At 61.7% G+C, this 20565-nt stretch carries 21 protein-coding genes and 1 pseudogene; 9 read left to right on the forward strand and 13 right to left on the reverse strand.

Annotation, left to right across the window (positions count from 1 at the left end; translation table 11 throughout):
- Positions 1–41: 41 nt before the first annotated feature.
- Positions 42–139: pseudogene (locus tag J3P75_RS12090) on the forward strand (transporter); the annotation flags it as partial.
- Between the two features lie 99 nt (positions 140–238).
- Here the strand turns inward: J3P75_RS12090 and J3P75_RS12095 are convergent.
- Positions 239–1405 (reverse strand): MFS transporter, encoded by a 1167-nt coding sequence (locus J3P75_RS12095; RefSeq protein ID WP_434710700.1) that lies wholly within the window; start codon positions 1403–1405, stop codon positions 239–241.
- A 95-nt stretch (positions 1406–1500) separates the two neighbouring features.
- Between J3P75_RS12095 and J3P75_RS12100 the strand changes: the two genes are divergently transcribed.
- A complete protein-coding gene (locus J3P75_RS12100) occupies positions 1501–2394 on the forward strand; it encodes a LysR family transcriptional regulator (protein WP_090283865.1) in 894 nt (297 codons plus the stop codon).
- 32 nt (positions 2395–2426) lie between these two features.
- Here the strand turns inward: J3P75_RS12100 and J3P75_RS12105 are convergent, their stop codons facing one another.
- The gene (locus J3P75_RS12105) at positions 2427–2657 is read right to left on the reverse strand and encodes a hypothetical protein (RefSeq protein ID WP_434710702.1); all 231 of its coding nucleotides are present in this window, start codon (positions 2655–2657) and stop codon (positions 2427–2429) included.
- Between the two features lie 207 nt (positions 2658–2864).
- On the opposite strand from J3P75_RS12105, the gene J3P75_RS12110 reads away from it, so the two are divergent.
- Positions 2865–3092 carry a PLD nuclease N-terminal domain-containing protein gene (locus J3P75_RS12110; RefSeq protein ID WP_090283861.1) on the forward strand — a complete coding sequence of 76 codons (228 nt, stop codon included), beginning with the start codon at positions 2865–2867 and terminating at the stop codon, positions 3090–3092.
- A 59-nt stretch (positions 3093–3151) separates the two neighbouring features.
- Here J3P75_RS12110 and J3P75_RS12115 read toward each other — a convergent pair whose 3' ends face one another.
- Together J3P75_RS12115 and J3P75_RS12120 are read right to left on the reverse strand one after the other, a co-directional pair.
- Positions 3152–3394, reverse strand: a complete 243-nt coding sequence (locus J3P75_RS12115; protein ID WP_434710704.1) for a hypothetical protein — start codon at positions 3392–3394, stop codon at positions 3152–3154.
- Positions 3391–3645: a DUF6555 family protein gene (locus J3P75_RS12120; RefSeq protein ID WP_394502883.1), complete on the reverse strand. Its 255-nt coding sequence runs from the start codon at positions 3643–3645 to the stop codon at positions 3391–3393. The genes J3P75_RS12115 and J3P75_RS12120 overlap by 4 nt, the downstream gene beginning before the upstream one ends.
- Before the next feature lie 364 nt (positions 3646–4009).
- On the opposite strand from J3P75_RS12120, the gene J3P75_RS12125 reads away from it, so the two are divergent.
- From J3P75_RS12125 to J3P75_RS12140, 4 genes are all read left to right on the forward strand, one after another.
- On the forward strand, positions 4010–5185 hold the full coding sequence (locus J3P75_RS12125) for a zinc-dependent alcohol dehydrogenase (protein ID WP_434710706.1): 1176 nt from the start codon (positions 4010–4012) through the stop codon (positions 5183–5185).
- 35 nt (positions 5186–5220) lie between these two features.
- Positions 5221–5373: a hypothetical protein gene (locus J3P75_RS12130; RefSeq protein WP_157720699.1), complete on the forward strand. Its 153-nt coding sequence runs from the start codon at positions 5221–5223 to the stop codon at positions 5371–5373.
- A gap of 201 nt (positions 5374–5574) precedes the next feature.
- The gene (locus J3P75_RS12135) at positions 5575–6948 is read left to right on the forward strand and encodes an iron-containing redox enzyme family protein (protein ID WP_434710708.1); all 1374 of its coding nucleotides are present in this window, start codon (positions 5575–5577) and stop codon (positions 6946–6948) included.
- A gap of 14 nt (positions 6949–6962) precedes the next feature.
- Positions 6963–7907, forward strand: a complete 945-nt coding sequence (locus tag J3P75_RS12140) for a methyltransferase (RefSeq protein ID WP_434710710.1) — start codon at positions 6963–6965, stop codon at positions 7905–7907.
- A gap of 35 nt (positions 7908–7942) precedes the next feature.
- Here J3P75_RS12140 and J3P75_RS12145 read toward each other — a convergent pair whose 3' ends face one another.
- From J3P75_RS12145 to tspO, 9 genes are all read right to left on the reverse strand, one after another.
- Positions 7943–9268 carry an SDR family oxidoreductase gene (locus tag J3P75_RS12145; RefSeq protein WP_434710712.1) on the reverse strand — a complete coding sequence of 442 codons (1326 nt, stop codon included), beginning with the start codon at positions 9266–9268 and terminating at the stop codon, positions 7943–7945.
- A gap of 88 nt (positions 9269–9356) precedes the next feature.
- Positions 9357–9746, reverse strand: a complete 390-nt coding sequence (locus J3P75_RS12150) for a DUF1850 domain-containing protein (RefSeq protein WP_434710714.1) — start codon at positions 9744–9746, stop codon at positions 9357–9359.
- Positions 9743–11770: a TRAP transporter permease gene (locus J3P75_RS12155; RefSeq protein ID WP_434710716.1), complete on the reverse strand. Its 2028-nt coding sequence runs from the start codon at positions 11768–11770 to the stop codon at positions 9743–9745. The genes J3P75_RS12150 and J3P75_RS12155 overlap by 4 nt, the downstream gene beginning before the upstream one ends.
- 81 nt (positions 11771–11851) lie before the next feature.
- Positions 11852–12802: a TAXI family TRAP transporter solute-binding subunit gene (locus J3P75_RS12160; RefSeq protein ID WP_434710718.1), complete on the reverse strand. Its 951-nt coding sequence runs from the start codon at positions 12800–12802 to the stop codon at positions 11852–11854.
- Positions 12803–12871: 69 nt separating this feature from the next.
- Positions 12872–14155: a C4-dicarboxylate TRAP transporter large permease protein DctM gene (dctM, locus tag J3P75_RS12165; protein WP_434710719.1), complete on the reverse strand. Its 1284-nt coding sequence runs from the start codon at positions 14153–14155 to the stop codon at positions 12872–12874.
- Complete coding sequence (locus tag J3P75_RS12170) at positions 14152–14784, reverse strand: TRAP transporter small permease (protein ID WP_434710720.1); 633 nt, start codon at positions 14782–14784, stop codon at positions 14152–14154. The genes dctM and J3P75_RS12170 overlap by 4 nt, the downstream gene beginning before the upstream one ends.
- 62 nt (positions 14785–14846) lie before the next feature.
- The gene (locus tag J3P75_RS12175) at positions 14847–15842 is read right to left on the reverse strand and encodes a TRAP transporter substrate-binding protein (RefSeq protein ID WP_434710721.1); all 996 of its coding nucleotides are present in this window, start codon (positions 15840–15842) and stop codon (positions 14847–14849) included.
- A 195-nt stretch (positions 15843–16037) separates the two neighbouring features.
- A complete protein-coding gene (locus J3P75_RS12180) occupies positions 16038–16994 on the reverse strand; it encodes an alpha/beta hydrolase (protein WP_434710722.1) in 957 nt (318 codons plus the stop codon).
- Positions 16991–17434, reverse strand: a complete 444-nt coding sequence (gene tspO / locus J3P75_RS12185) for a tryptophan-rich sensory protein TspO (protein ID WP_434710723.1) — start codon at positions 17432–17434, stop codon at positions 16991–16993. Before tspO ends, J3P75_RS12180 begins: the two co-directional genes overlap by 4 nt.
- A gap of 155 nt (positions 17435–17589) precedes the next feature.
- Between tspO and J3P75_RS12190 the strand changes: the two genes are divergently transcribed.
- Both J3P75_RS12190 and J3P75_RS12195 read left to right on the forward strand, forming a co-directional pair.
- Positions 17590–17826: a hypothetical protein gene (locus J3P75_RS12190; RefSeq protein ID WP_434710724.1), complete on the forward strand. Its 237-nt coding sequence runs from the start codon at positions 17590–17592 to the stop codon at positions 17824–17826.
- 801 nt (positions 17827–18627) lie between these two features.
- Entirely contained in the window at positions 18628–20547 is a 1920-nt protein-coding gene (locus J3P75_RS12195; protein WP_434710726.1) for a tyrosine-protein phosphatase, read from the forward strand.
- Positions 20548–20565: the final 18 nt, after the last annotated feature.

Raw genomic sequence — 20565 nt, forward strand, 5'->3', positions numbered from 1 at the left:
GTCGAGCGAATGGCTGCAAGGGAGTGCAATGAGTCCAACGGACAGTGCAAGCGGGGCCGCGGTGTTGGCTCGACAGCCGGATGACGGGCCGCAAGGGTGGGGGTTTCGGTTTGCGGTGACGTTGTTGTTTCCGCGTTGAAATTGAGGTGCTGCTCAGGCCGTCATCGCCAGCAGGCTGGCTCCCACAGGGGATTCGTGTCGATGACGGATCCGACTCGGTAGCCAGCCTGCGGCTTTCTTACGCCACCGCAGCCGCAGCAGCCCGGGACCGCCAGACAAACCCCAACACCATCAACAACCCCAGCCCCGCCATCGCCGCGCCGGCCAGGGAGATCGCCGGATAACCCAGCCCCGCGTTGATCACCGCGCCGCCCAGCGCCGCACCGATCGCGTTGCCGAAGTTGAAGGCGCCGATGTTGACTGCCGAGGCGAGGTTGGGGGCGTCTTTGGCGGCTTCCATCACGCGCATTTGCAACGGTGGAACCAGAGCGAAGCTGGCGATGCCCCAGATCAGGATGGCGATAGCGGCCGGCAATGGCCAGCGCATCAGCACGGTGAACGCCAGCAGGACCACAATCAGCGCGCTCAGCGAAACGATCAGGGTGCGATCGATCGAGCGATCGGCAGCCTTGCCGCCCCACATGTTGCCCAAGGTCAGTCCGACTCCGAACAGCACCAGCATCGCGGTGATGTAAGCGGTGGAGGCGTGGGTTTCGCTGCTGAGGATCGGCGCGATGTAAGTGAACACGGTGAACATGGCGCTCGAACCGACCACGGTCAGGGCCAGTGCGCCGAGCACCGGGCCGCGGCCCAACACACGAATCTCCGCCAGTGCTCCGGCGCCTTTTGGTGCCGGCAGGTTGGGCAGGGCGAACCACAGCGCGGCCATGGTGATCACGCCGAGGCCGGTAATGCCCCAGAACGCGGTGCGCCAGCCGAACATTTCACCGAACCACGCCGCCAGCGGCACACCGCCGATGGTAGCCAGGGTCAGGCCCATGAACATTGCCGCCACGGCGCCCGCACGTTTCTGCGGAACGACGACGCTGGCGGCGACGACAGAGCCGACACCGAAGAACGCACCGTGATTGAGTGAAGTCACCACCCTGGCGACCATCAGGCTGTAGTAGTCGGTGGCCAGCGCCGACATCAGATTACCCAGGGTGAAAATCGCCATCAGCCCGATCAGCAGATAGCGTCGTGGAATCCTGCCGGTGGTCAGGGTCATCAGCGGTGCGCCGAGCAGAACGCCCAGCGCGTAAGCACTAACCAGCAGGCCAGCAGCCGGAATGGAAACGCCGAGATCGGCAGCAATGCCGGGCAACATGCCCATGGGCGCGAACTCAGTGACGCCGATGCCGAAGGCACCAATGGCGAGTGCAACAAGCGGTGGGTTGATACGCATGGAAAATCTCCTCATCTATGCCGCCAATGCTACGATGCGAGCGTTTGCGGCGGTAGACCGCGATTTTGGCAATCACCTTTGCGCAGGAATCACAAATGGACGTCGGTGGTCGATCAGGTGAAATGGACGTGTTCGTCACGGTGGCTCGCGAGGGCAGCTTGTCGGCTGCCGCGCGCGCATTGGGGCTGACGCCCTCGGCGGTCAGCCGGATCATCGCGCGCACCGAGCAGCGTCTGGGCACGCGCCTGCTGTTGCGCACCACTCGGGCGCTCACGTTTACAGCCGAAGGCGAGGCGTTTCTGCGGGGCGCCCGGCGTATTCTGGCGGACATGGCCGAGGTCGAAGACGCCATCGCCGATCAAGGCGTGCCACGCGGCCGCTTGCGGGTCAGCGCCGCCCTCGTGCATGGGCGGCTGGCGATCGTACCGTTGGTTGCCGCCTTCAGCGCGCGCTACCCGAACATCGTGGTCGACCTCACCCTGGGCGATGAGGTCGTCGACATTCTCGGTGGCCAGGCCGACGTCGCCGTGCGCTTCGGGCATTTGCCGGACAGCCCGTTGACCGCGCGCAGACTCGGCATCACCGGTCAGGTGGTGGTGGCTTCGCCCGAATATCTTGAGCGCCACGGCACCCCGCAGGAACCGGAAGACTTGCTGCGGCACAACTGCCTGCGCTTCAACTTCCGACGCGCCGAACCCAACTGGCCGTTCATTCGCGACGGCCAGGTGTTTTCCTTGAAGGTCAGCGGCAGCATCGAATGCAACAGCGGTGAAGCGCTGGCGCAACTCGCGCGGGGCGGTGCCGGCATCGCGCGGATCGGCGAGTTCAGCGTGAAAGAGGATCTGCAGCGTGGCGAGTTGATTTCACTGTTGGCAGACTGGAATCCGGGCGATGACGAGCCGATCCATGCGGTGTTCGTCGGCGGTCCAGCGATGCCGGCGCGAGTGCGTTTGTTTGTCGACTTTCTGCTGGAGCATCACCGGATGTGAGCACTGGCGGCGTCAGGGCCCGGATGCGCGATTCAAGCCCATATCGCAGTTTCTGTATTGATTTCGGCGACCAGAGTGGCGTTGAACTGCCGCTGCCGATGCAAGTCATCGCGCATCATGGCGAAGTTGAATCTTTTTGCGCCCAGCTCTTTTAGTACAAGGCCTGAAACCCGGTAAATGCCGCAGTCGGAACAGTCGACGAGCTGGCCACCTTGGGGCTCGTCGGTCTTCTGTGCTTCTAGTCCGCATAGGTAGCATTTCATGGCTGTTCTCCCGGTTTTTTGATGTTCAGGAGATCGTCCGGCCAAGACAGAAGTTTCATCAACATGCGCCAGGGCGGGAACAGGTCAGGATCTGCTGCATGGGCCCATCCGGCTTGCCAGATCACGGCTATCCACCTGATACAGGATTTTTTGAACGCTGATTTGATCGCACAGCCCAATGCATACCAGTCATTGGAGGAGTGCGCCATGAACGAGGCAACGAGTTACTTTTCGATAGCGGTCGCCGTGATCATTCTGCTGGTCGACCTGTGGGCGATTGTCAGTGTGTTTCGCAGCGAGAAAAGCGTCGGCACCAAAGCGGCATGGGCCATCGGCCTGATTGTGTTTCCGGTGTTGGGCCTGATCGTCTGGGGCATCGCCGGCCCGCGCGGCGTCAAGGAAGGGCCGTCATCGCCGGAACACAGCAAGGGCTGAACGGCACGCCTGCAACACCCGTCGAATGACGGGTGTTGTTGTTTCAGCGCTTGCAACGGTCAGCTTCGCGAGCGTCTGCGCAACTGCATGAAGGCCTGATACGCCTCGGTGCGCTTGGCATCGGCGACAGCCTTGGCCTGGTTGAAATGCTCCCACATCGCCGCATTGCGACTGCTCTCATCGAACAGTCGGTAGGCGATTTCCTCGAGGCGGTCCGCTTCGTAGAACAAGGCGTTGATCCGCGCCGGTTCGTCGTCCTCATCCTCACCCGAAAAGCCAGCCGATGACGTCGTTGAAGTCATGATGAAGCCTCCGTCCACACCAAAGCGGTAGTCTCGCGCCATTTCACCTCAGTGATGCCAAACCGTTCTGCCTGCGGTTTTGAAATGGCTTTCAGCGGCGGTTTCCCCGGTTTCGGGATCGGCGCAATACCCGCGTCACAACTCGCCCAATGCCACGCATCCGCGTTGCTCATGTTTTTGGCGCGGATGACAAACGACCGGGGTTGACCGTGAAGCAAGTATTCAATGGTGAAAATATCCGTACGACTCATGAGTTCCTCCTTAGGCTCATAGCCAAAGGAGTTGGCGGGTGTGGAAAAAATTCCAACGAGTTTACCGGTGGTCCGTGGAAGAAGATCAAAAGCCCCTCACCCTAGCCCTCTCCCAGAGGGAGAGGGGACTGATCGCGGGGAATGCGAGAGCTACGGCAACGCGCAATATCGAGTCGAATGCAAATTTTGAAACCAACCAGAATCGGCTCCCTCTCCTGGGGGAGAGGGCTGGGGTGAGGGGCGGGTCCAACACAAATCCCACGCGGAAAATCCGACCATTAATCAGCCCACCCCAAACCCCGATGAAACCTTGCCGCCCACCCGCACCTCAACCCATAAACCCACCACCCAACGGGAGAAGACAATGAAAGCCATCGTCTTTCACGGTATCGGCGACATACGCCTGGACGATGTTCCGGACCCGACAATCCAGGCCCCGACCGACGCCATCGTCAGACTCACCGCCTCAGCCATCTGCGGCACCGATTTGCACTTCATCCGCGGCAGCGCACCGGACATGCAACCCGGCACCATCCTCGGCCACGAAGGCGTGGGCATCGTCGAAGCGCTGGGCAGTGACGTGCGCAACCTCAAGGTTGGCGACCGCGTGCTGATCCCGTCGACCATCGCCTGCGGCAACTGCGCCTATTGCCGCGCCGGTTATTTCGCCCAATGCGACGTCGCCAACCCCAACGGCAAAACCGCCGGCACTTCGTTCTTCGGCGGGCCGAAAACCACCGGTCCGTTCCACGGCCTGCAAGCCGAAAAGGCGCGTATCCCGTTCGCCAACATCGGCCTGATCAAACTGCCCGATGCCATCAGCGACGACCAGGCCATCGCCATGTCGGACATCTGGCCGACCGCCTGGTTTGGCGCGGAAATGGCCGAGATCAAGGACGGCGATACCGTCGCCGTGTTCGGCTGCGGCCCGGTCGGGCTGTTCGCCATCGTCAGTGCGAAACTGATGGGCGCAGGTCGCGTGTTCGCCATCGATGGCCTCGAAGATCGTCTCGCTCGCGCGCAAGCGTTGGGCGCCGAGTGCATCAATTTCGAACAGGAAGACCCGCTCGAAACCATCGCCCGCCTGACCGGCGAGATTGGCGTGGATCGCGCCATCGATGCGGTCGGCATCGACGCCAATCACGCCCACCACGGTGCCCACGAACCGGCGCAATGGCAGCCGGGCGATGAGCCTTCGCAAGCCCTGCAATGGGCGGTGCAGGCGGTGGCCAAGGCCGGCACTGTGTCGATCATCGGCGTGTACCCGGCTGGGTTCGACAGCTTCCCGATCGGCGCGGCGATGAACAAGAACCTGCGTCTGAACATGGGCAACTGTCACCACCGCAAGTACATCCCCAAGCTGATCGAAATGACCCTGGCCGGCCGTGTCGATCCGGCGAAAGTCATCACTCAGGACGAACCGCTGACCGATGCGATATCGGCGTTCAAGGCGTTCGATAAACATCAGCACGGCTGGATCAAGGTCAAGCTTGAGCCCGGTGCCGATAGCGCCACCACCGCTCAACCGGCGACGGCGTAATCAACCTGTTCCCCAACCCTCGTCAGGAGACACCCATGAAAACCCTCTGCGTATGCCTCGGTTTCTGCTCGATGCTGTTGCTGCAAGGCTGCTTTGAAGGCTCGAACGACGCGCCCAACAAGGAAGGCGACAAGAGCAAGGCTTCGTTGCAGATACAGCAAGGCGAGTCGGCCGAAGAGAAAAAGTAATCGCGCTTTTGCTCACGCGTTTCGCCGCAAAAAGTCAGGAATTGCCTGGGCAGTTTGTGCTGCCCAGGCATTTTCCGCGGGCGAATGACGGCAGTATTGGGGGATGTACCGTTGGCTCCGTCGCTGCGCTGAAAAAAGGAATTATTTTAACCAGCGGTGACTCTCTCGTTTATGAGCATGCATTTGATGAGGGGAGCTGCCATGACGCTGATCGACATCCCGATCAAGAAGTCTTCACAGAGGGCCGTGTCGCATCCGGTCTCTTATCACGATCTCTATGATCGGCTGTTGGCGGAAGATTCTGCGGTTGACCGGATTGCCTACGATCTGCTTCGTCAACAACTGAAGCTGGCCGCCGAGCTGCCTCTGGATCTGCCGTCGGAGCCTGAGGCACTGACGCAATGGTCCGAGGCGCACTGTGCCGATGTCGCGGCGCAATACGCAGAATACCTGTCGGCGCGCCAGCAAGGTGCGGACCGGCGCTATTTCCGCAACAAGTCCCACGCGCTGTATTTCCTTCAGCATGTGGCACCGACCAAAGAAGTCGACGGCGCCTGGCTGGCGAGCATTCCTGCGCACTGGCAGGACCAGCGTTTCGACTACCTGCTCGATACCTATCTCGAGGAACTGGGCGACGGCCTCCCACGGCAGAACCATGTGGTGATCTACCGCAAGTTGCTGGCCGAACATGATTGCGCTGACCTGCAAGGTCTGGCCGATGAATACTTTCTGCAAGGCGCCTTGCAGCTGGCGCTGGGACGTTTCGGCGACGAGTTTCTGCCGGAAGTCATCGGCTACAACCTTGGCTACGAACAGCCGCCGCTGCACCTGTTGATCAGCTCGTACGAACTGGCCGAGCTGGGCATCGACCCGCAATATTTCCGTCTGCATGTGACCATCGACAACGCCAGCACCGGCCATGCGCGCAAGGCCGTGCAGGCGCTGTTGCGGCTGATCCCGGCGGGCCCGGAGCGCGAGGACTTTTACCGGCGCATGACCGTCGGTTATCGCCTGAACGATCTGGGCAAGGGCTCGACGGCGGTCATTCAGGAATTCGATCTGCAGCATGCCGTGGTGACGATGCTCGAACGCAAAGCAATCTTCGGTCAGCACATGCATTCCGACTATTGCCGGATCGAAGACCGCACCATCAATCAGTGGCTGGCGGCGCCGGGGCAGATGGCCGATTTTCTCGCGGCGCTGGAGCGCAAGAGCTGGATCAAACGTGGCCAGCCGGTTGAGCAAAGCCGTTTCTGGCGCCTGATCGAGGGCAGCGAAGCGGTGATGTTCGGGGTGTTCAACGGTTACGAAAAACAATTGCTCAGCGACTGGATCACCGGTGACTGCCCGGACAATGCGCACCGGCCCTACGTTGCGCGCCGGGGCGCGGCAGCCGAAGAGCAAATCGAGATTGCCGATGCCGAGCAGCGCACGCTGGAGAAAAGCCTGGAAAACCTGCCGCCTGTCGAACAGATGCGCAAGCTGCAACCCTGGCTGCAACCGCAGCGGCACTGGCGTCCGGCCGGGCTGTTTGCGACCCGACGTTTTATTCAATTGCGTGACCGTTTGCGTTGACCACAGGAGGCTGCATGTCGCTACAGGAAACTTCGGATCGAACGCTATTCGAATTGGGTAAACGCTTGCAGGACGGCGGTTATCGATTTATCACGCCGACACCGCTGACCCACGAACGGGTCTGTCAACGCTTCGCCAGCCTGCTGGCCAAGGACCTGCGCGATGTATTCGGCTGGTCGATGCCGTTTGCCAGCGAACTGTTTTCCGCCGATGAACTGGGGAAGCTTGAGCAGGCGGGCATCATCGAGCAGCAAGGTTCGCTGTGGCGCAGCAACGTGCGCTGGTCGACCCTCAATGACCGCTTGTTCGTGCATTCAGCCTTTCCCACCACCGCCAATGACGCGGTGTTTTTCGGCCCCGACACCTATCGCTTCGCCCGCGCCATCCAGGCGCAGCTACAGCAACGCTTCGCTCCGATCAAACGCGCGGTGGACATTGGCTGTGGCAGCGGGGCAGGCGCGATAATCATGGCCCGGGCGCGGCGCGAGGCTGAGGTGCTGGCCGTCGATATCAACCCGCAGGCGCTGCGCATGACCGCAGTCAACGCAGAACTGGCTGGGGCCGACAACGTCACGGCGTACCACAGCGATCTGCTGGCCAGCGTCGAGGGCGAATTCGACCTGATCATCGCCAACCCGCCGTACATGAACGATCAGCATCAACGCGCCTATCGCCATGGTGGCGGGGCGTTGGGAGAGGGCCTGTCGGTGCGCATCGTGCGCGAAGCATTGCCGCGCCTCGCGCTCGGCGGGACGTTACTGGTCTACACCGGGGTGGCGATTCAGGCCGGGCAGGATCCGTTCCTCGAAGCGATCAAACCACTGGTGGCCGGCGGCAGGTATGCGTGGACCTATGAAGAGCTTGACCCGGACGTGTTCGGTGAAGAACTGGTCAAACCCGAATACGCACTTGCCGAGCGCATCGCCGTGGTGGCGTTGACGGTGACCCGCGAGCAGTGACGCTGACTGGCGCCACCGCTCGCGGTCTACAGAGGTTAGCGGTGGCGTCCACGGGAACGGTTGATCGCCAGCAGGCAACCGCCGACCAGCACCGCCGCACCCGCCACCAACAGCGGTGAAGGTCGCGTCGGTTGACGCCAGCCGCCTTCGACGCGCCGTTCGCCGCTGGGTGGCGTGAACAGATTCCCCGACGAAGTCTCGATGGCCGGGCTGCGCTGGATGCCGCGGCGGGTCAGCCAGCCCGACAATTGCGAAAATCCCGGCAGCAGAAAATGCGCCACGCGGGCCAGCGTTGCCGCACTGCCGACAGTCACCTGCGGTTTAGGCTTGAGGGCGCAACTGACCATCGCGCTCGCCACTCGCTGCGGATCGTAAACCGGCGGTGGCGGCTTCAGCGCATGGCCGGTGTAGTTGGCGCCGTCGCGAAAACCCGGTGTGTCGATGACCGCCGGATAGATGTTGCACACATGAATATTCGGCTGGCCGACCAGTTCGCCGCGCAGGGCTTCGGTGAGACCGATCAAGCCATATTTGCTCGCCGAATACGCCGCTGCATACGGCTGCGCCACCCAACTACCGAGCGACAATGTATTGATCAGAATCCCCTGTTGTTGCTGTTTGAAATACGGCCACACCACATACGCGCCGCGCAGATAGCCGAGCAAGTCGGTCTGCAAAACCTGTTCATGCACCTTCAGCGGCGTCTGCGCGAAATCGCCCACTGCGCCGACGCCGGCATTGTTGATCCACACATCGATACGGCCATTGCCAAATTCCGCCGCCTGCTCGGCCAGTTGCTGCATTTGCTCGTTGGAGGTGACATCGGTGCGCACCGCCAGCGCGGTTGCGCCACGCGCCGCGCATTCATCGACCACCTCGGCCAGCGCCACGCCGTCACGCGCGGCCAGGACCAATCGCGCATGCTCGTCGGCAAACGCATGCGCCGCCGCCCGGCCGATACCACTGGAGGCGCCGGTGATGACCACCAGTTTGCCGGCCAGGCGAGGACTTGCCATCGATTGCCTGGGCGCGAGCGGTTCAGGCGACGGGGGAGGCGCAGATGGCGTGACGCTTTCAGTTTCGTAGGACATCTGCTCGACCGCCAGGCGCAAGCCGTCGGCCATCACCAGCGTCAGCGCCTCGATCCGGCCGACGACCCGGTCGGGGTAGATCGGCTCGCCGTTGGGATCGAGCATGTCATAGACAAACGTCTGGCCCTCGAGCCAACCGACCGCAGTCTGCAGTTCGGGGCCGAGGTAATACCTGCCATCAAGGAAAAAGCCAGGAAACTGCGGCGCGCGCTCGACGCTGTCAATGCGATAGCGCTCACCCGGCCTCATACCGGTTTCAGGGGCGATCATAGGGAATTCCTCCTCCGTTGGTTCTGCGATAGAGAACGGCGGGGAACGCAGGGTTCCATGCAAAAGAGGAGCGGGCGCTGAATGACGATTATCCGGCGGTCTCGCAGCTCCACAGCTCAATGAATGGTTGCGCGCTGGTCGGGGCGCCGACCCATCGACTCATCGATTGGCAGTCGCCCTCGAAGCACAACTGATAATCGCCCGCCTCGGGTGCGCGCCCCAGTTTCAGTGGTTGTTGGGGCGGCAAACGGCGCTGGAAGTGCCAGCTGCCGTTGTCCAGTCGTGCGTCATCGGGGATGTCCATGCCGGCACCGTTGCCGCGTACCCGCGCTTCTTGCAGCACCAGGCCTTCGGCGCTGACCCGGTAATCTTCTTCCCAGCGAATCTTTTCGATGCTGTGATACCACGCGAGGGTGAAATGGCTCACCGGCAGTTGCGCCCAGAGGCTGCCGGCCAGCCCCAGGCACAAGCCGATCATGCCGCCGCCAGCCCGGCGCGGCGGGATCGCCAGACGTGTTGGAACAGCACCAGAAGGCCGAGGGCGAAGCCGATCTCATCGGTCAGCGGCAGCGCGACGATCAGTAAAGCCCCCGCAGCGAAACTGAGCAAACGCTCCCACACTGCCATTTTGCGTTGCAGAAAACCCGTAGACGCGACGCCCCACAGGCCGACCGCCAGAACGGTTTTCAGCAGCATGTAGGCGCTCATCCACAGATTGTCGCCTTGCAGCATCAGCGCCGGGTTATAGACCGCCATGAACGGAATGATGAAACCAGCCAGCGCAATGCGCACCGCCCACAGGCTGATTTTGAAGCCGCTTTCCTTGGCGATGGGCGCGGCGGCAAAGCAGGCCAGGGCCACCGGTGGGGTGAGGTCGGCGAGGATGCCGAAATAGAACACGAACATGTGCGAGACGATCAGCGGCACGCCCAGTTCCAGCAGCGCCGGCGCGGCAATCGAACTGGTGATGATGTAGTTGGGAATGGTCGGAATGCCCATGCCCAGGACCAGGCAGGTAATCATTGTCAGGATCAGCGACAGCAGCAGGTTGTCGCGGCCGATGGCCAGAATGTAGCCGGCAAACGTCGACGCGACGCCAGTGAGCGAAACGATGCCGATGATCACCCCGACCAGCGCGCAGGCGATGCCTACCGGCACCGCGTGGCGTGCGCCTTCGACCAATGCGTGCAGGCAGATCAGCAGGGTCTCGCGACCGCCCTTGATCAATGCGCAAACCAGCACCAGCACCGCCACGACGGCGAAAATCACCGCGATTCCCAGCTGAAAAAAGCCTGTGCACAGCACACCCAGCGCAATCCAGAACGCACAGCGCAGACCGAAGCTGTGCACCCGGAAAACGATCGCCGAACCGAGGATCACGATCGCCGTCAATGCCAGGCCGACCATGCCGGAAAACAGCGGTGTACGCCCGGAGAACAACAGGTAGACCAGCACCAGCAGAGGAATCAGCAGATACCAGCGCTCCTTGACCGCGCCGAATGCGCTGGGGCACTGGTCTTTGGGCAAGCCCTGCAAGTTGGAGCGCTTGGCTTCCAGATGGACCATCCAGAACACCGAACCGAAATACAGAATGGCCGGGATCAACGCAGCCTTGGCGATTTCCACGAACGGCACATTGATGGTTTCCGCCATGATGAACGCCACCGCGCCCATCACCGGCGGCATGATCTGGCTGCCCATGCTGGAAGTGGCTTCGACGCCGCCGGCGAACGCGGCCCGATAGCCGAAGCGTTTCATCAGCGGAATGGTGAATTGCCCGGTGGTCACCACGTTGGCAATCCCCGAACCGGTGATGGTCCCCATCAACGCCGACGAAGCCACGGCGACCTTGGCCGGACCGCCCAGCTTGTGGCCAAACAGGCCCATGGCGAAATCGGTGAACAGCTTGATCATCCCGGCCTGTTCGAGGAACGCGCCAAACAGGATGAATAGGAAGATGTAGGTGGCCGATACGTAGGTCGGGGTGCCGTACAGCCCTTCGGTGCCGAACGACAATTGATTGATGATCTGGTCGACGCCGTAGCCGCGGTGGGCCAGTTCGCCGGGCAGGTATTCCCCGAACAGGCCATAGGCGAGGAACAAGCCGCAGATGATCGGCAGCGCAATGCCCATCACCCGCCGCGCGGCTTCGAAGACCAACGCGATCAGCACCACACCGACGAGCATGTCGGTTGGCGTCAGGTCGCCGGAACGCTGGATCAGATCCGCTTCGAACACCCACTGATACAGGGCGGCGCCGATGGCGGCGAGGCTGAGCAGCCAGGCCAGTGGTTGCCAGGGTCGGCTCTGGCCGTAAGCCGGGTAGCTGAGAAACACCACCCACAATAGAAAGCCGACGTGCACCGCGCGCAGCACCTGACTGGAGATCGGCGCAAAGGCTGCGGTGATGATCTGGAACACTGAAAACAGCAGCGCGACGTAAAACAGCGCTTTTGGCCAGTCCCGCGGGTTCGCGGAAATGCCGTGATGCTCATCGCTCATTGGCGGCCTGCCTCATGACTACGCTGGAAAGGATCAACGTGGGCAGTGGCGACCATCGAATCGCCACTGGCCGTGGGGCGGTTACAACGCGCCTTTTTCCTTGTAGTAGCGCTCGGCACCGGGATGCAGGTCGATCGGCAGGTTTTTCGCCGCCGTCTCCAGTTTGATGTCCTTGGCGGCCGAATGAGAGTTGCCCAGGCGCGGCAGGTTCTCGAACAGCAGGCGGGTCATCTGGTAGACGACGTCATCCGGCAGGTCGGCGCGGGTCACCAGGATGTTGGTGATTGCCACGGTCGGCACGGCTTCACCCTGACCGTCATAGGTGTTGGCCGGAATCATCGCGCTCTGATACGCCGGGTTGCCGATTTTGCTCACCACCTCAGGCGTGATGGCGATGTAGTTCAGCGGCATCACCGAAGACAGGTCGCGAATCGCCGCCATGCCCAGTCCGGAGGATTGCAGTGTGGCGTCCAGTTGACGGTTCTTGATCAGCTCTACCGATTCGGCGAAGGGCAGGTATTGCACCTTGCCCATGTCCTCATAGGTCAGGCCGGCCGCTTTGAAAATGGCCCGGGCGTTGAGTTCGGTCCCGGACTTGGGGGCGCCGACCGAGATGGTCTTGCCCTTGAGGTCGGCCAGAGACTTGATCCCCGATTCCTGGCTGGCGACGATCTGAATGTAATTGGGGTAGGCACCGCCGAGGGCGCGCAGTTTGGTCAGGGGCGCTTTGAAACCGGCGTCTTCCACGCCGTTTTTCGCGTCCGCCACCGAATCGCCCAAGGCCAGCGCCAACTCGCCACGACCTGCCTGCAACAGATTGAGGTTTTCCACCGAAGCTTTGGTGGCCTGCACCGAGGTCTTCGAACCGGGAATGCCGTCGCTGTAGATCTGCGACAAGCCGACGCCGATGGGGTAATACACCCCGCTGGTGCCTCCGGTCAGGATATTGATGAACACCGGTGCGGCCTGCGCCGCGCTGCTCAATGCCAGGGTGGCGGCGGCCAGCAGGGCAAAGCGTGTTTTGACTCGCATGGGAAAGCTCTCCGTCTTGTTATGGTTGTCAGCAGAGTGTTTTAGCGCTGCACGGCACGGGTGCGGGCATCAATTCATCCCCAGCCAGGCCGGCAATACCAGCGAAATCCATGGCACATAGGTAATCAGCACAAGGAACGCCAGCAGGATCGTCAGCCACGGCATCGCCGCGCGGATGGTCGCGGGCAGGGACATGCCGGTCACCGCCGAAGTGACAAACAGATTCAGCCCCACCGGCGGCGTGATCAGACCGATCTCCAGGTTGACCACCATGATGATGCCCAGGTGAATCGGGTCGATGCCCAGTTTCATAGCGATCGGGAACAGAATCGGCGCCAGAATCAGGATGATCGCCGACGGCTCCATGAACGCGCCGGCAATCAGCAGCACGATATTGACCACCAAAAGGAACGTGACCGGAGTCAGGCCGGCGTCGATCACCCAGGCGGTGATCTGCTGCGGCAGTTGTTCGGTGGTCAGCACATGGGCGAAGAGCATGGCGTTGGCGATGATGAACATCAGCATGATGCTCAGCTTGGCCGACTCGAGCAGGACTTTCGGCGTCTCGCGAAACGTCAGGTCCTTGTAGACGAACAACGCAATGAACGCCGAGTAGACCGCTGCCACGGCCGCCGCCTCGGTGGGGGTGAACATCCCGGAATAAATGCCGCCGAGGATGATCACCATCAGCAACAGGCCCCAGATGGCCTGGCGTGCGGTGGCGAGAAATTCACGCAGGGTGGCGCGGGGCAGGGCGGGCAGGTTCTTTTTCACTGCGACGATGTAGATCGCCACCATCAACGCGGTGCCCAACAGCAGGCCCGGTATCACCCCGGCCATGAACAGCTTGCCGACCGAGGTTTCGGTGGCGGCGGCATACACCACCATCACGATCGACGGCGGAATCAGAATGCCCAGGGTCCCGGCGTTGCAGATGATCCCTGCGCCGAAGGCCTGCGGATAACCGGAACGGACCATGCCGGCGATGGCGATCGAACCCACCGCTGCCACGGTCGCCGGGCTGGAACCGGAGAGGGCGGCAAACAGCATGCACGCCAGCACCGCCGCGATGGCCAGGCCGCCGCGAATGTGCCCGACACAGGCATTGGCGAAGTCGATCAGGCGACGGGCAACCCCGCCGGTGGTCATGAACGCGCCGGCGAGGAGGAAAAACGGAATCGCCAGCAGCGTGTAATGCTCTGAGGTCTCGAACAGCTTGATCGCCAGCGAACGCACGGAATCGGGACTGAAGAAAATGATCGTCAGAGACCCCGCCAGACCGAGGGAAATGGCGATCGGCACGCCAATGAACATCAAAGCGAAAAGGGCGACGAACAGGAAGGCGATGGTCATGACTTGTCATCCTCGTGCTCGGCGAGTTTCAGCGCATCGGCGGCTTCATCGGCCAGGCCCAGTCCGGTCTGACGGTTGCGCAATATGCGCACGAGTATTTCGGCAAAACGGATGAAAATCAGCGCGAAACCCAAGGGCACGATCAGCCCGATATGCCATTGCATGATGCCGAAGTGGCCCAGATCTTCGGCACCGATACCGGCGTTCATCAAGGTCGCGATCCATTCCAGGCTGGCAATGCACAGCACCCCGGCATAGGCCAGGCAGCACAGGCAGGCGAGGATGCCGATGTATTTCTGCACGGAGCGGCGGGCCAGTTTGACCAGCGCATCAACGCCGATGTGCCCGGCCGTGCGTACGCCATAGGCCAGCCCGAAAAAGATCAGCCAGCCAAACAGGGCCTTGGTCAGGGCTGTGCTCCAGGTCATCGCCTGCGCCATGCCCATGATGCCGTCGCCGATGGCGAACAGCGGCGAGCTTGCCGCGGGCCATTGATCGGCAAGCCAGTAAAACAGGCTGTAGAAGTTGTTGAGGATCACGTAAACGAACGTGACCAGCGTCATCGCAGCCAGGAGGAAGACGATAAAGCCTTCCTCGAAGTGTTCCCAGATTCGCCGAAGCGCTTTCATGGCGGGCATCTCACGTCGAGTCAAGACTGGCAGGCGCGGCCCCGGCAGCACCTGCCATGCGATTACTGAGCCTTGTTGACGGCCTCGGCGGCGGAGATCAGGTCAGGGCCGATGTCGGCTTCGAACTTCTTCCACACCGGTTTCATCGCTTCGCGCCACTGCTCGCGTTCTTCAGGCGTGAGGGTAATGATTTCCGTGGTTTTGGCCGCGACGATGCGCTGTTTGTCACTCTCGTTGAGTTGCTGGGCTTCCTTGTTCACATGGGCGGTGACTTCGACGACGATCTTGTCGAGTTCGCTGCGCACGTCAGGTGGCAGGCCATTCCAGAATTTGGTGTTGGTGATCAGCATGTAATCCAGCACACCGTGGTTGGATTCGGTGATGAATTTCTGCACCTCGTGCATTTTCTGGCTGTAGATGTTCGAGTAGGGGTTTTCCGCACCGTTGACTACGCCGGTCTGCAAGCCCTGGTACACCTCGGCGAAGCTCATCTTGCGGGGGTTGGCGCGCACGGCCTTGAACTGTTCTTCGAGCACGGCAGAAGCCTGCACGCGGAACTTCAGGCCACGGGCATCGGCCGGCACCCGCAACGCCTTGTTGGCCGAGAGTTGCTTCATCCCGTTGTGCCAATAGGCCAGGCCGGTGATGTTCTTGCTTTCCATCGACTTGAGCAACCCCTGACCCTCCGGGCTCAACTGGAAGCGGTCGACGGCGTTGATGTCGTTGAACAGGAAGGGCAGGTCGAACAGTTGCAGGCTTTTGGTGTATTGCTCGAACTTGGCCAGTGACGGCGCAATCATCTGCACATCGCCCAGCAGCAGCGCTTCCATTTCCTTGCCGTCGCCAAACAGCGAGGAGTTGGGATAGACCTCGACCTTGACCTTGCCCGGCAGGCGTTCCTCGACCAGTTTCTTGAACAGCAAGGCGCCCTGGCCTTTGGGTGTCTGGTCGGCGACGACGTGGGAGAACTTGATGATCACCGGGTCGGCTGCCATGGCCGGACTCATCGTGCCTAACGCCAATGCGCAGGCCAGCGCGGTATACAGGGATCTGAGCATCTACGGATTTCCTCTTGTTTTTGTTTTCGGATGGCTCGATGCGTTGCGTGCATTCGGGTGCCGGAACAAAAGCAAGTCTAGGCAGAAAATCAGCGCTTGGCGGCTGAACACCGGCAAATTGAGGAAAACGGGTATTGCAGGCTGTTTCAAGGGGCATAAGTGATGCCCGAGTACCCAGCCTTCACTGAAATCGTGTCACGCCTTATCGCCCTCGACACGCATCGAAATCCACTGCCGACTGTAAGCCAGCACGCCCTGAGCGATGGCCGTCGGAAAATGAATGAAACCGTGGGGCGACGCCGGCAATACATGCAGCTCAACCGGCGCCGAGGGCTGCCAGCGCTCGGCGATCATCAGCGTATCGTCAAGCAGCGGATCGAGTTCACCGGCAAACAGCAGTGCCGGGGGCAGATCGCTGAAATCGCCATGCAGCGGCGACAGCGGTGGCTGACGGCGTTGCGCGTCGCTCAGGTTGGGGGTCAGCAGGCGCAACGCGTCGACCATGCCGGGGCCGTCCAGCACCAGTGTCTCGGCTGGCGCGTTGCGTACGCTCGGTGTACCGGTCAGGTCGTAGACGCCGTAATACAGCAGTGCACCGTGAATGCGCCGAAGCAATTCGGGCGATGCTTTCAATGCGAGCAACGTTGCGACGGCCAGATGGGCGCCGGCCGATTCGCCGACCACCACCACGGGCAATCCGGCGAACTCGGCGTCATTGAGCAACCCGCGAGCAGCGCGCAGGCAGTCATCGAGCAGATCTTCGACAGGGGTAGAAACGGCCAATCGGTAATCGACCGAGACCACCGCCACCTCGCAGTCGTTGACGATGGCGATGTTGAAGTTGTCGTTCATCTGCGCGTTGCCGATGACCCAGCCGCCGCCGTGGAAATCCAGAACCACGCCGCGCGGCTGGCCTTTGGGCCGGATGATCCGCACGGGCACGGTGTCGAGAGTTTTTCGCTCGGCGGTCAGGCCATGCTCGCGCAGCTTTTTCGCACCGCCGACCTGACTGACGCGCAGCAGCGCCTGGATCAGGCGTGGCGTCAGGCGGTTGCGGATCTTGAAGCGCGGCAGCCAGGCGAGCTTGCGATTGAACGCGCGCACTTGCGCCAGTTCGCGCTCACCTTGCGGCCAAGGCGCAGGGGCGGTCATGTGCGGTTCTTCAGCAGGATGGAGAAGTTCAGTGCCGCGGCGACACACAGCCAGGCCAGATACGGGAACAGGATCAGCCCGGTGATGACATCCAGCTGCAACGCCAGTACGACCATCGCCGCGACGACCAGCCACAGCAGCGTGAGGATGACCATCGCCGCCAACACCTGATGTGCGCCGAAGAACACCGGCGTCCACAGCGTATTCAAGGCAATTTGCGCGGCCCACAGGGCGAGTACGGTCTGGCTGCCGGGGATCAGGCTCAAGCGGTAACCGGCCCAGGCCAGCAGCAGATAAATGATCGTCCAGGCTACCGGAAACGCCCAGTTGGGCGGGGTGAAGCCGGGTTTGTTCAGGCCTTCGTACCACGCGCCGGGTTTGAACATCATGCCGGTGGTGGCGGCTGCTGCGCAGGCCAAGAGGAAGATGAAGAAGGTCATTGCCAGTCCTTAGCTGTGATCAGCTTTTCGGGAAGTGTATGCAAGGGACGCCCGGCGCCGCGAAAAGTTTGCCCGGCAAGCGATGCGGTTGAACCAATAAGCTGACCGGTCGGTCAGGGTATGCAGTTGTTCTGACTTTCTTCGAGGATGAGACGATGGCTGTTTTTGTTTTGGAGTATCGCTTCAATGGTGAGCCACGGCGTTATGAGCTTGAGTTGAAGCAGGGGCAGCTGGCTGAGCATGAGGCGGCGATGCATTTGTTGCAGTTGCATTTGGGGGATGCGGAGAACAGTCTGCTCATGCCGTCGGCAGATTCGTCGCCGGAGCAGGTGATCGAGCAGGCTGAGCGGGTGGGGGTGACAGATATTCGGGTGGGTGATCGAGAGGGTTGATGTTCGCGCTGGGTATATATCCATTGCTTCGGGTGCTGCGGCTGGCGGTTTCGCCCTTACGGCGAGGCACTTTTTCCAGACGCCGAAAAAGTACCCAAAAAGGCTTGCTCCTGCGTTCGGCCCTCGCAGGCTCGGGTCCCTTCGTTGCGGGATCGATCCGGGCGCAGCGGCTACGGTTTGCTGCGCTGCACCTCCTTCCGCTGTGTCTGGCTTCGCCAGACGGTCGCTGCGCTCCCACGCCCGGATCGATCCCTCCACTCAGCCTTCCGACGTCGCCGGTGGATCAAGATCAAAAGCACTCGAGCTTGCGCTCATTGTTGAGTGGTGAGAAGCGGTGCATGGCGTTGGATCTGCGGTGTGGCTGCCCCTCACCCCAGCCCTCTCCCCCTGGAGAGGGAGCCGATTTTGGTTGGCTTCTAAATTTGCGTACGGCTCGGTATCGCAGGTCGGTGTAGCTCTCACATCCCCCACGGTCAGTCCCCTCTCCCTCCGGGAGAGGGCTAGGGTGAGGGGCTTTTGATTTCGAAAGTCGCATTCGACCCGGTACTGCGCGTTGACGTACCACTCGCATCCACCACGGTCAGTTCCCTCTCCCTCCGGGAGAGGGTTAGGCGGGCGGCGTTCCGATGAGGGGCTTTTGATTTTCAGATTGATTTCAAACCACCGACTCGAAAAACAGACCATTCACGCACCCCACGGCCCATTCGCGCAGGCATTTCCCATCCACTCGAAACTGTCATATTCCGTCCCACTCGCATCGCCATAGTGAAAAGCCCAACGCTTGTTCAATGAGGCTGCACTGTGTTCCAACGTCTTCTGTATTCGCTGTCCGTTCTGAGCCTGTCCATCGCTGCCGCCCACGCTGCCGAGCCTGTCGTGCTCGACACGCCGCGTCTGCAAGGCATCGATAATTTTCGTGATGTAGCCGGTACCACCAGCGCTTACGCCACCGCCGATGACGGCACGATGCGTGGCGGGGTGTTCTATCGTTCCAATGCGCTGACGCCATCGGCGGCGGATCTGGCGACGCTCAACGGGCTGGGTATCGGGGCGATTTATGATCTGCGTACGCCGAGCGAAATTGCCGCCACGCCTGACACGATGATCGCGGGCGCGACCTGGCAGAACATCGATATCATCGGCAGCACCACCTCCGGTGCCGATATCACCCATATCTCGTTCAAAAGCGCTGCCGATGCCATCGCCATGATGGAGCAGACCAACCGTGCGTTCGTCAGCGACGCGGGCATGCGCAGTCAGTTCGGCCAGTTGTTCAATGCCCTCGCCAGTGTCGACGCCGCGCAGCTGTTTCACTGCACCGCCGGCAAGGACCGCACCGGCTGGACCGCGGCTGTTTTGCAGAGCATCGCCGGGGTCGATGAGGCGACCATCATGGCCAACTATCTGGCGACCAACGACTACACCGCCGCGCGGGTCGCGGCAACCCTGAAAGCCTTGCCGCCGAGCATGGCCGCGGTCTACGAGCCGTTGCTGGGCGTGCAGGCCAGTTATTTGCAGGCCGGTCTCGATCAGGTCGCCGCCGAGTACGGCAGCATGGACAATTACCTCAAACAGGGGCTCGGTCTGTCCCAGGAAACCATCTATGTGTTGCGCGGCAAGCTGGTCGAATACAACAGTCTGCCGGGGCAGGCCGGGCTGATCGGTAACGCGGCGGCCGGTGCCGAATTGTTGCGGCAGTTGCAGAACACCGAGTTGTCCGGGACTTACAGCGCCTATAACTACTATCTGCAATCGGCGATCGATGCCGGCACCCTCGGTGGGGTTGAGAGTCAGGTCGGTGGTCAGGTGCACGCCGACGCGGCGAGCTATCTGCTGCGTCAGAACGCAATGATTGAGCAAGCTGCGGCACCGTTCGCCAGCGGCAGTGACCTCAAGGTCGGGCAGTACCGCCTCTGGAGCACGGCGCTGGCTGGTTACCTCGGCACCGATGGCTCGGCCCATGCCGACAGCAGCAACGAACACAGTCAGGGCTTGATGGTCGGTATCACCCAACGCTTCAGCGAACAATTCAGTGCGCGCGGCGGGTTCGGCTACAGCAATGGCAGCGTCGGCGGCGCGGGTGGGGAGGCGGATACCGACTTTACTTTCCTCAATGTCGGCGCGCGTTACGGTTTCAGCAGCCTGGAACGCGGCCTGTTCGTTGACGCCAATGCCAGTGCCGGTTACGTCGACTACACCAGCAAACGCGAACTCGGCGGTGGCCTCGGCACGGCAAAAGGCGACAGCCATGGCAACCTCACCGGTGCGACGTTGGCGCTGGGTTATCGCGCCCCGGTTGACGGCATGATCTTTGAACCGAGCCTCGGTTTGCGCATCAGCCACCTCGACCTTAACGGCTTCCAGGAGAAGGGCAGCGAACTGGCGCTGGACGTCGACGACAACAGCGCTACCCGCCGCAGCGCAATTGCCAACCTCAACGTCGCCTTCGCTCCGCTGGCGATGGGCGCCTGGCAATTGGTGCCGAGCGTGCAGGTTGGCTACGAACGCACCTTGGGTGATAACCAGGTTGACAGCCAAAGTCATCTGCTCGGCCTCGACGTTGAACAGCGCGCAGCTTTCGACAACCGCGATCAGTTCAGCGGCGGCGTCAACCTGATGGCCAATCTCGGCGCCCTGAGCCTGGGCGCTGAGGTCGGAGCCAGCGGCGGCGGTGACAGCCACGGCTTCAACGGCGGGCTCAAGGCCAGCTACGCGTTCTGAATGAACAACCGGCCGCCA

This window comes from Pseudomonas sp. R1-1, from assembly GCF_051132135.1.
In the GTDB taxonomy this organism is placed as follows: Bacteria; Pseudomonadota; Gammaproteobacteria; order Pseudomonadales; family Pseudomonadaceae; genus Aquipseudomonas.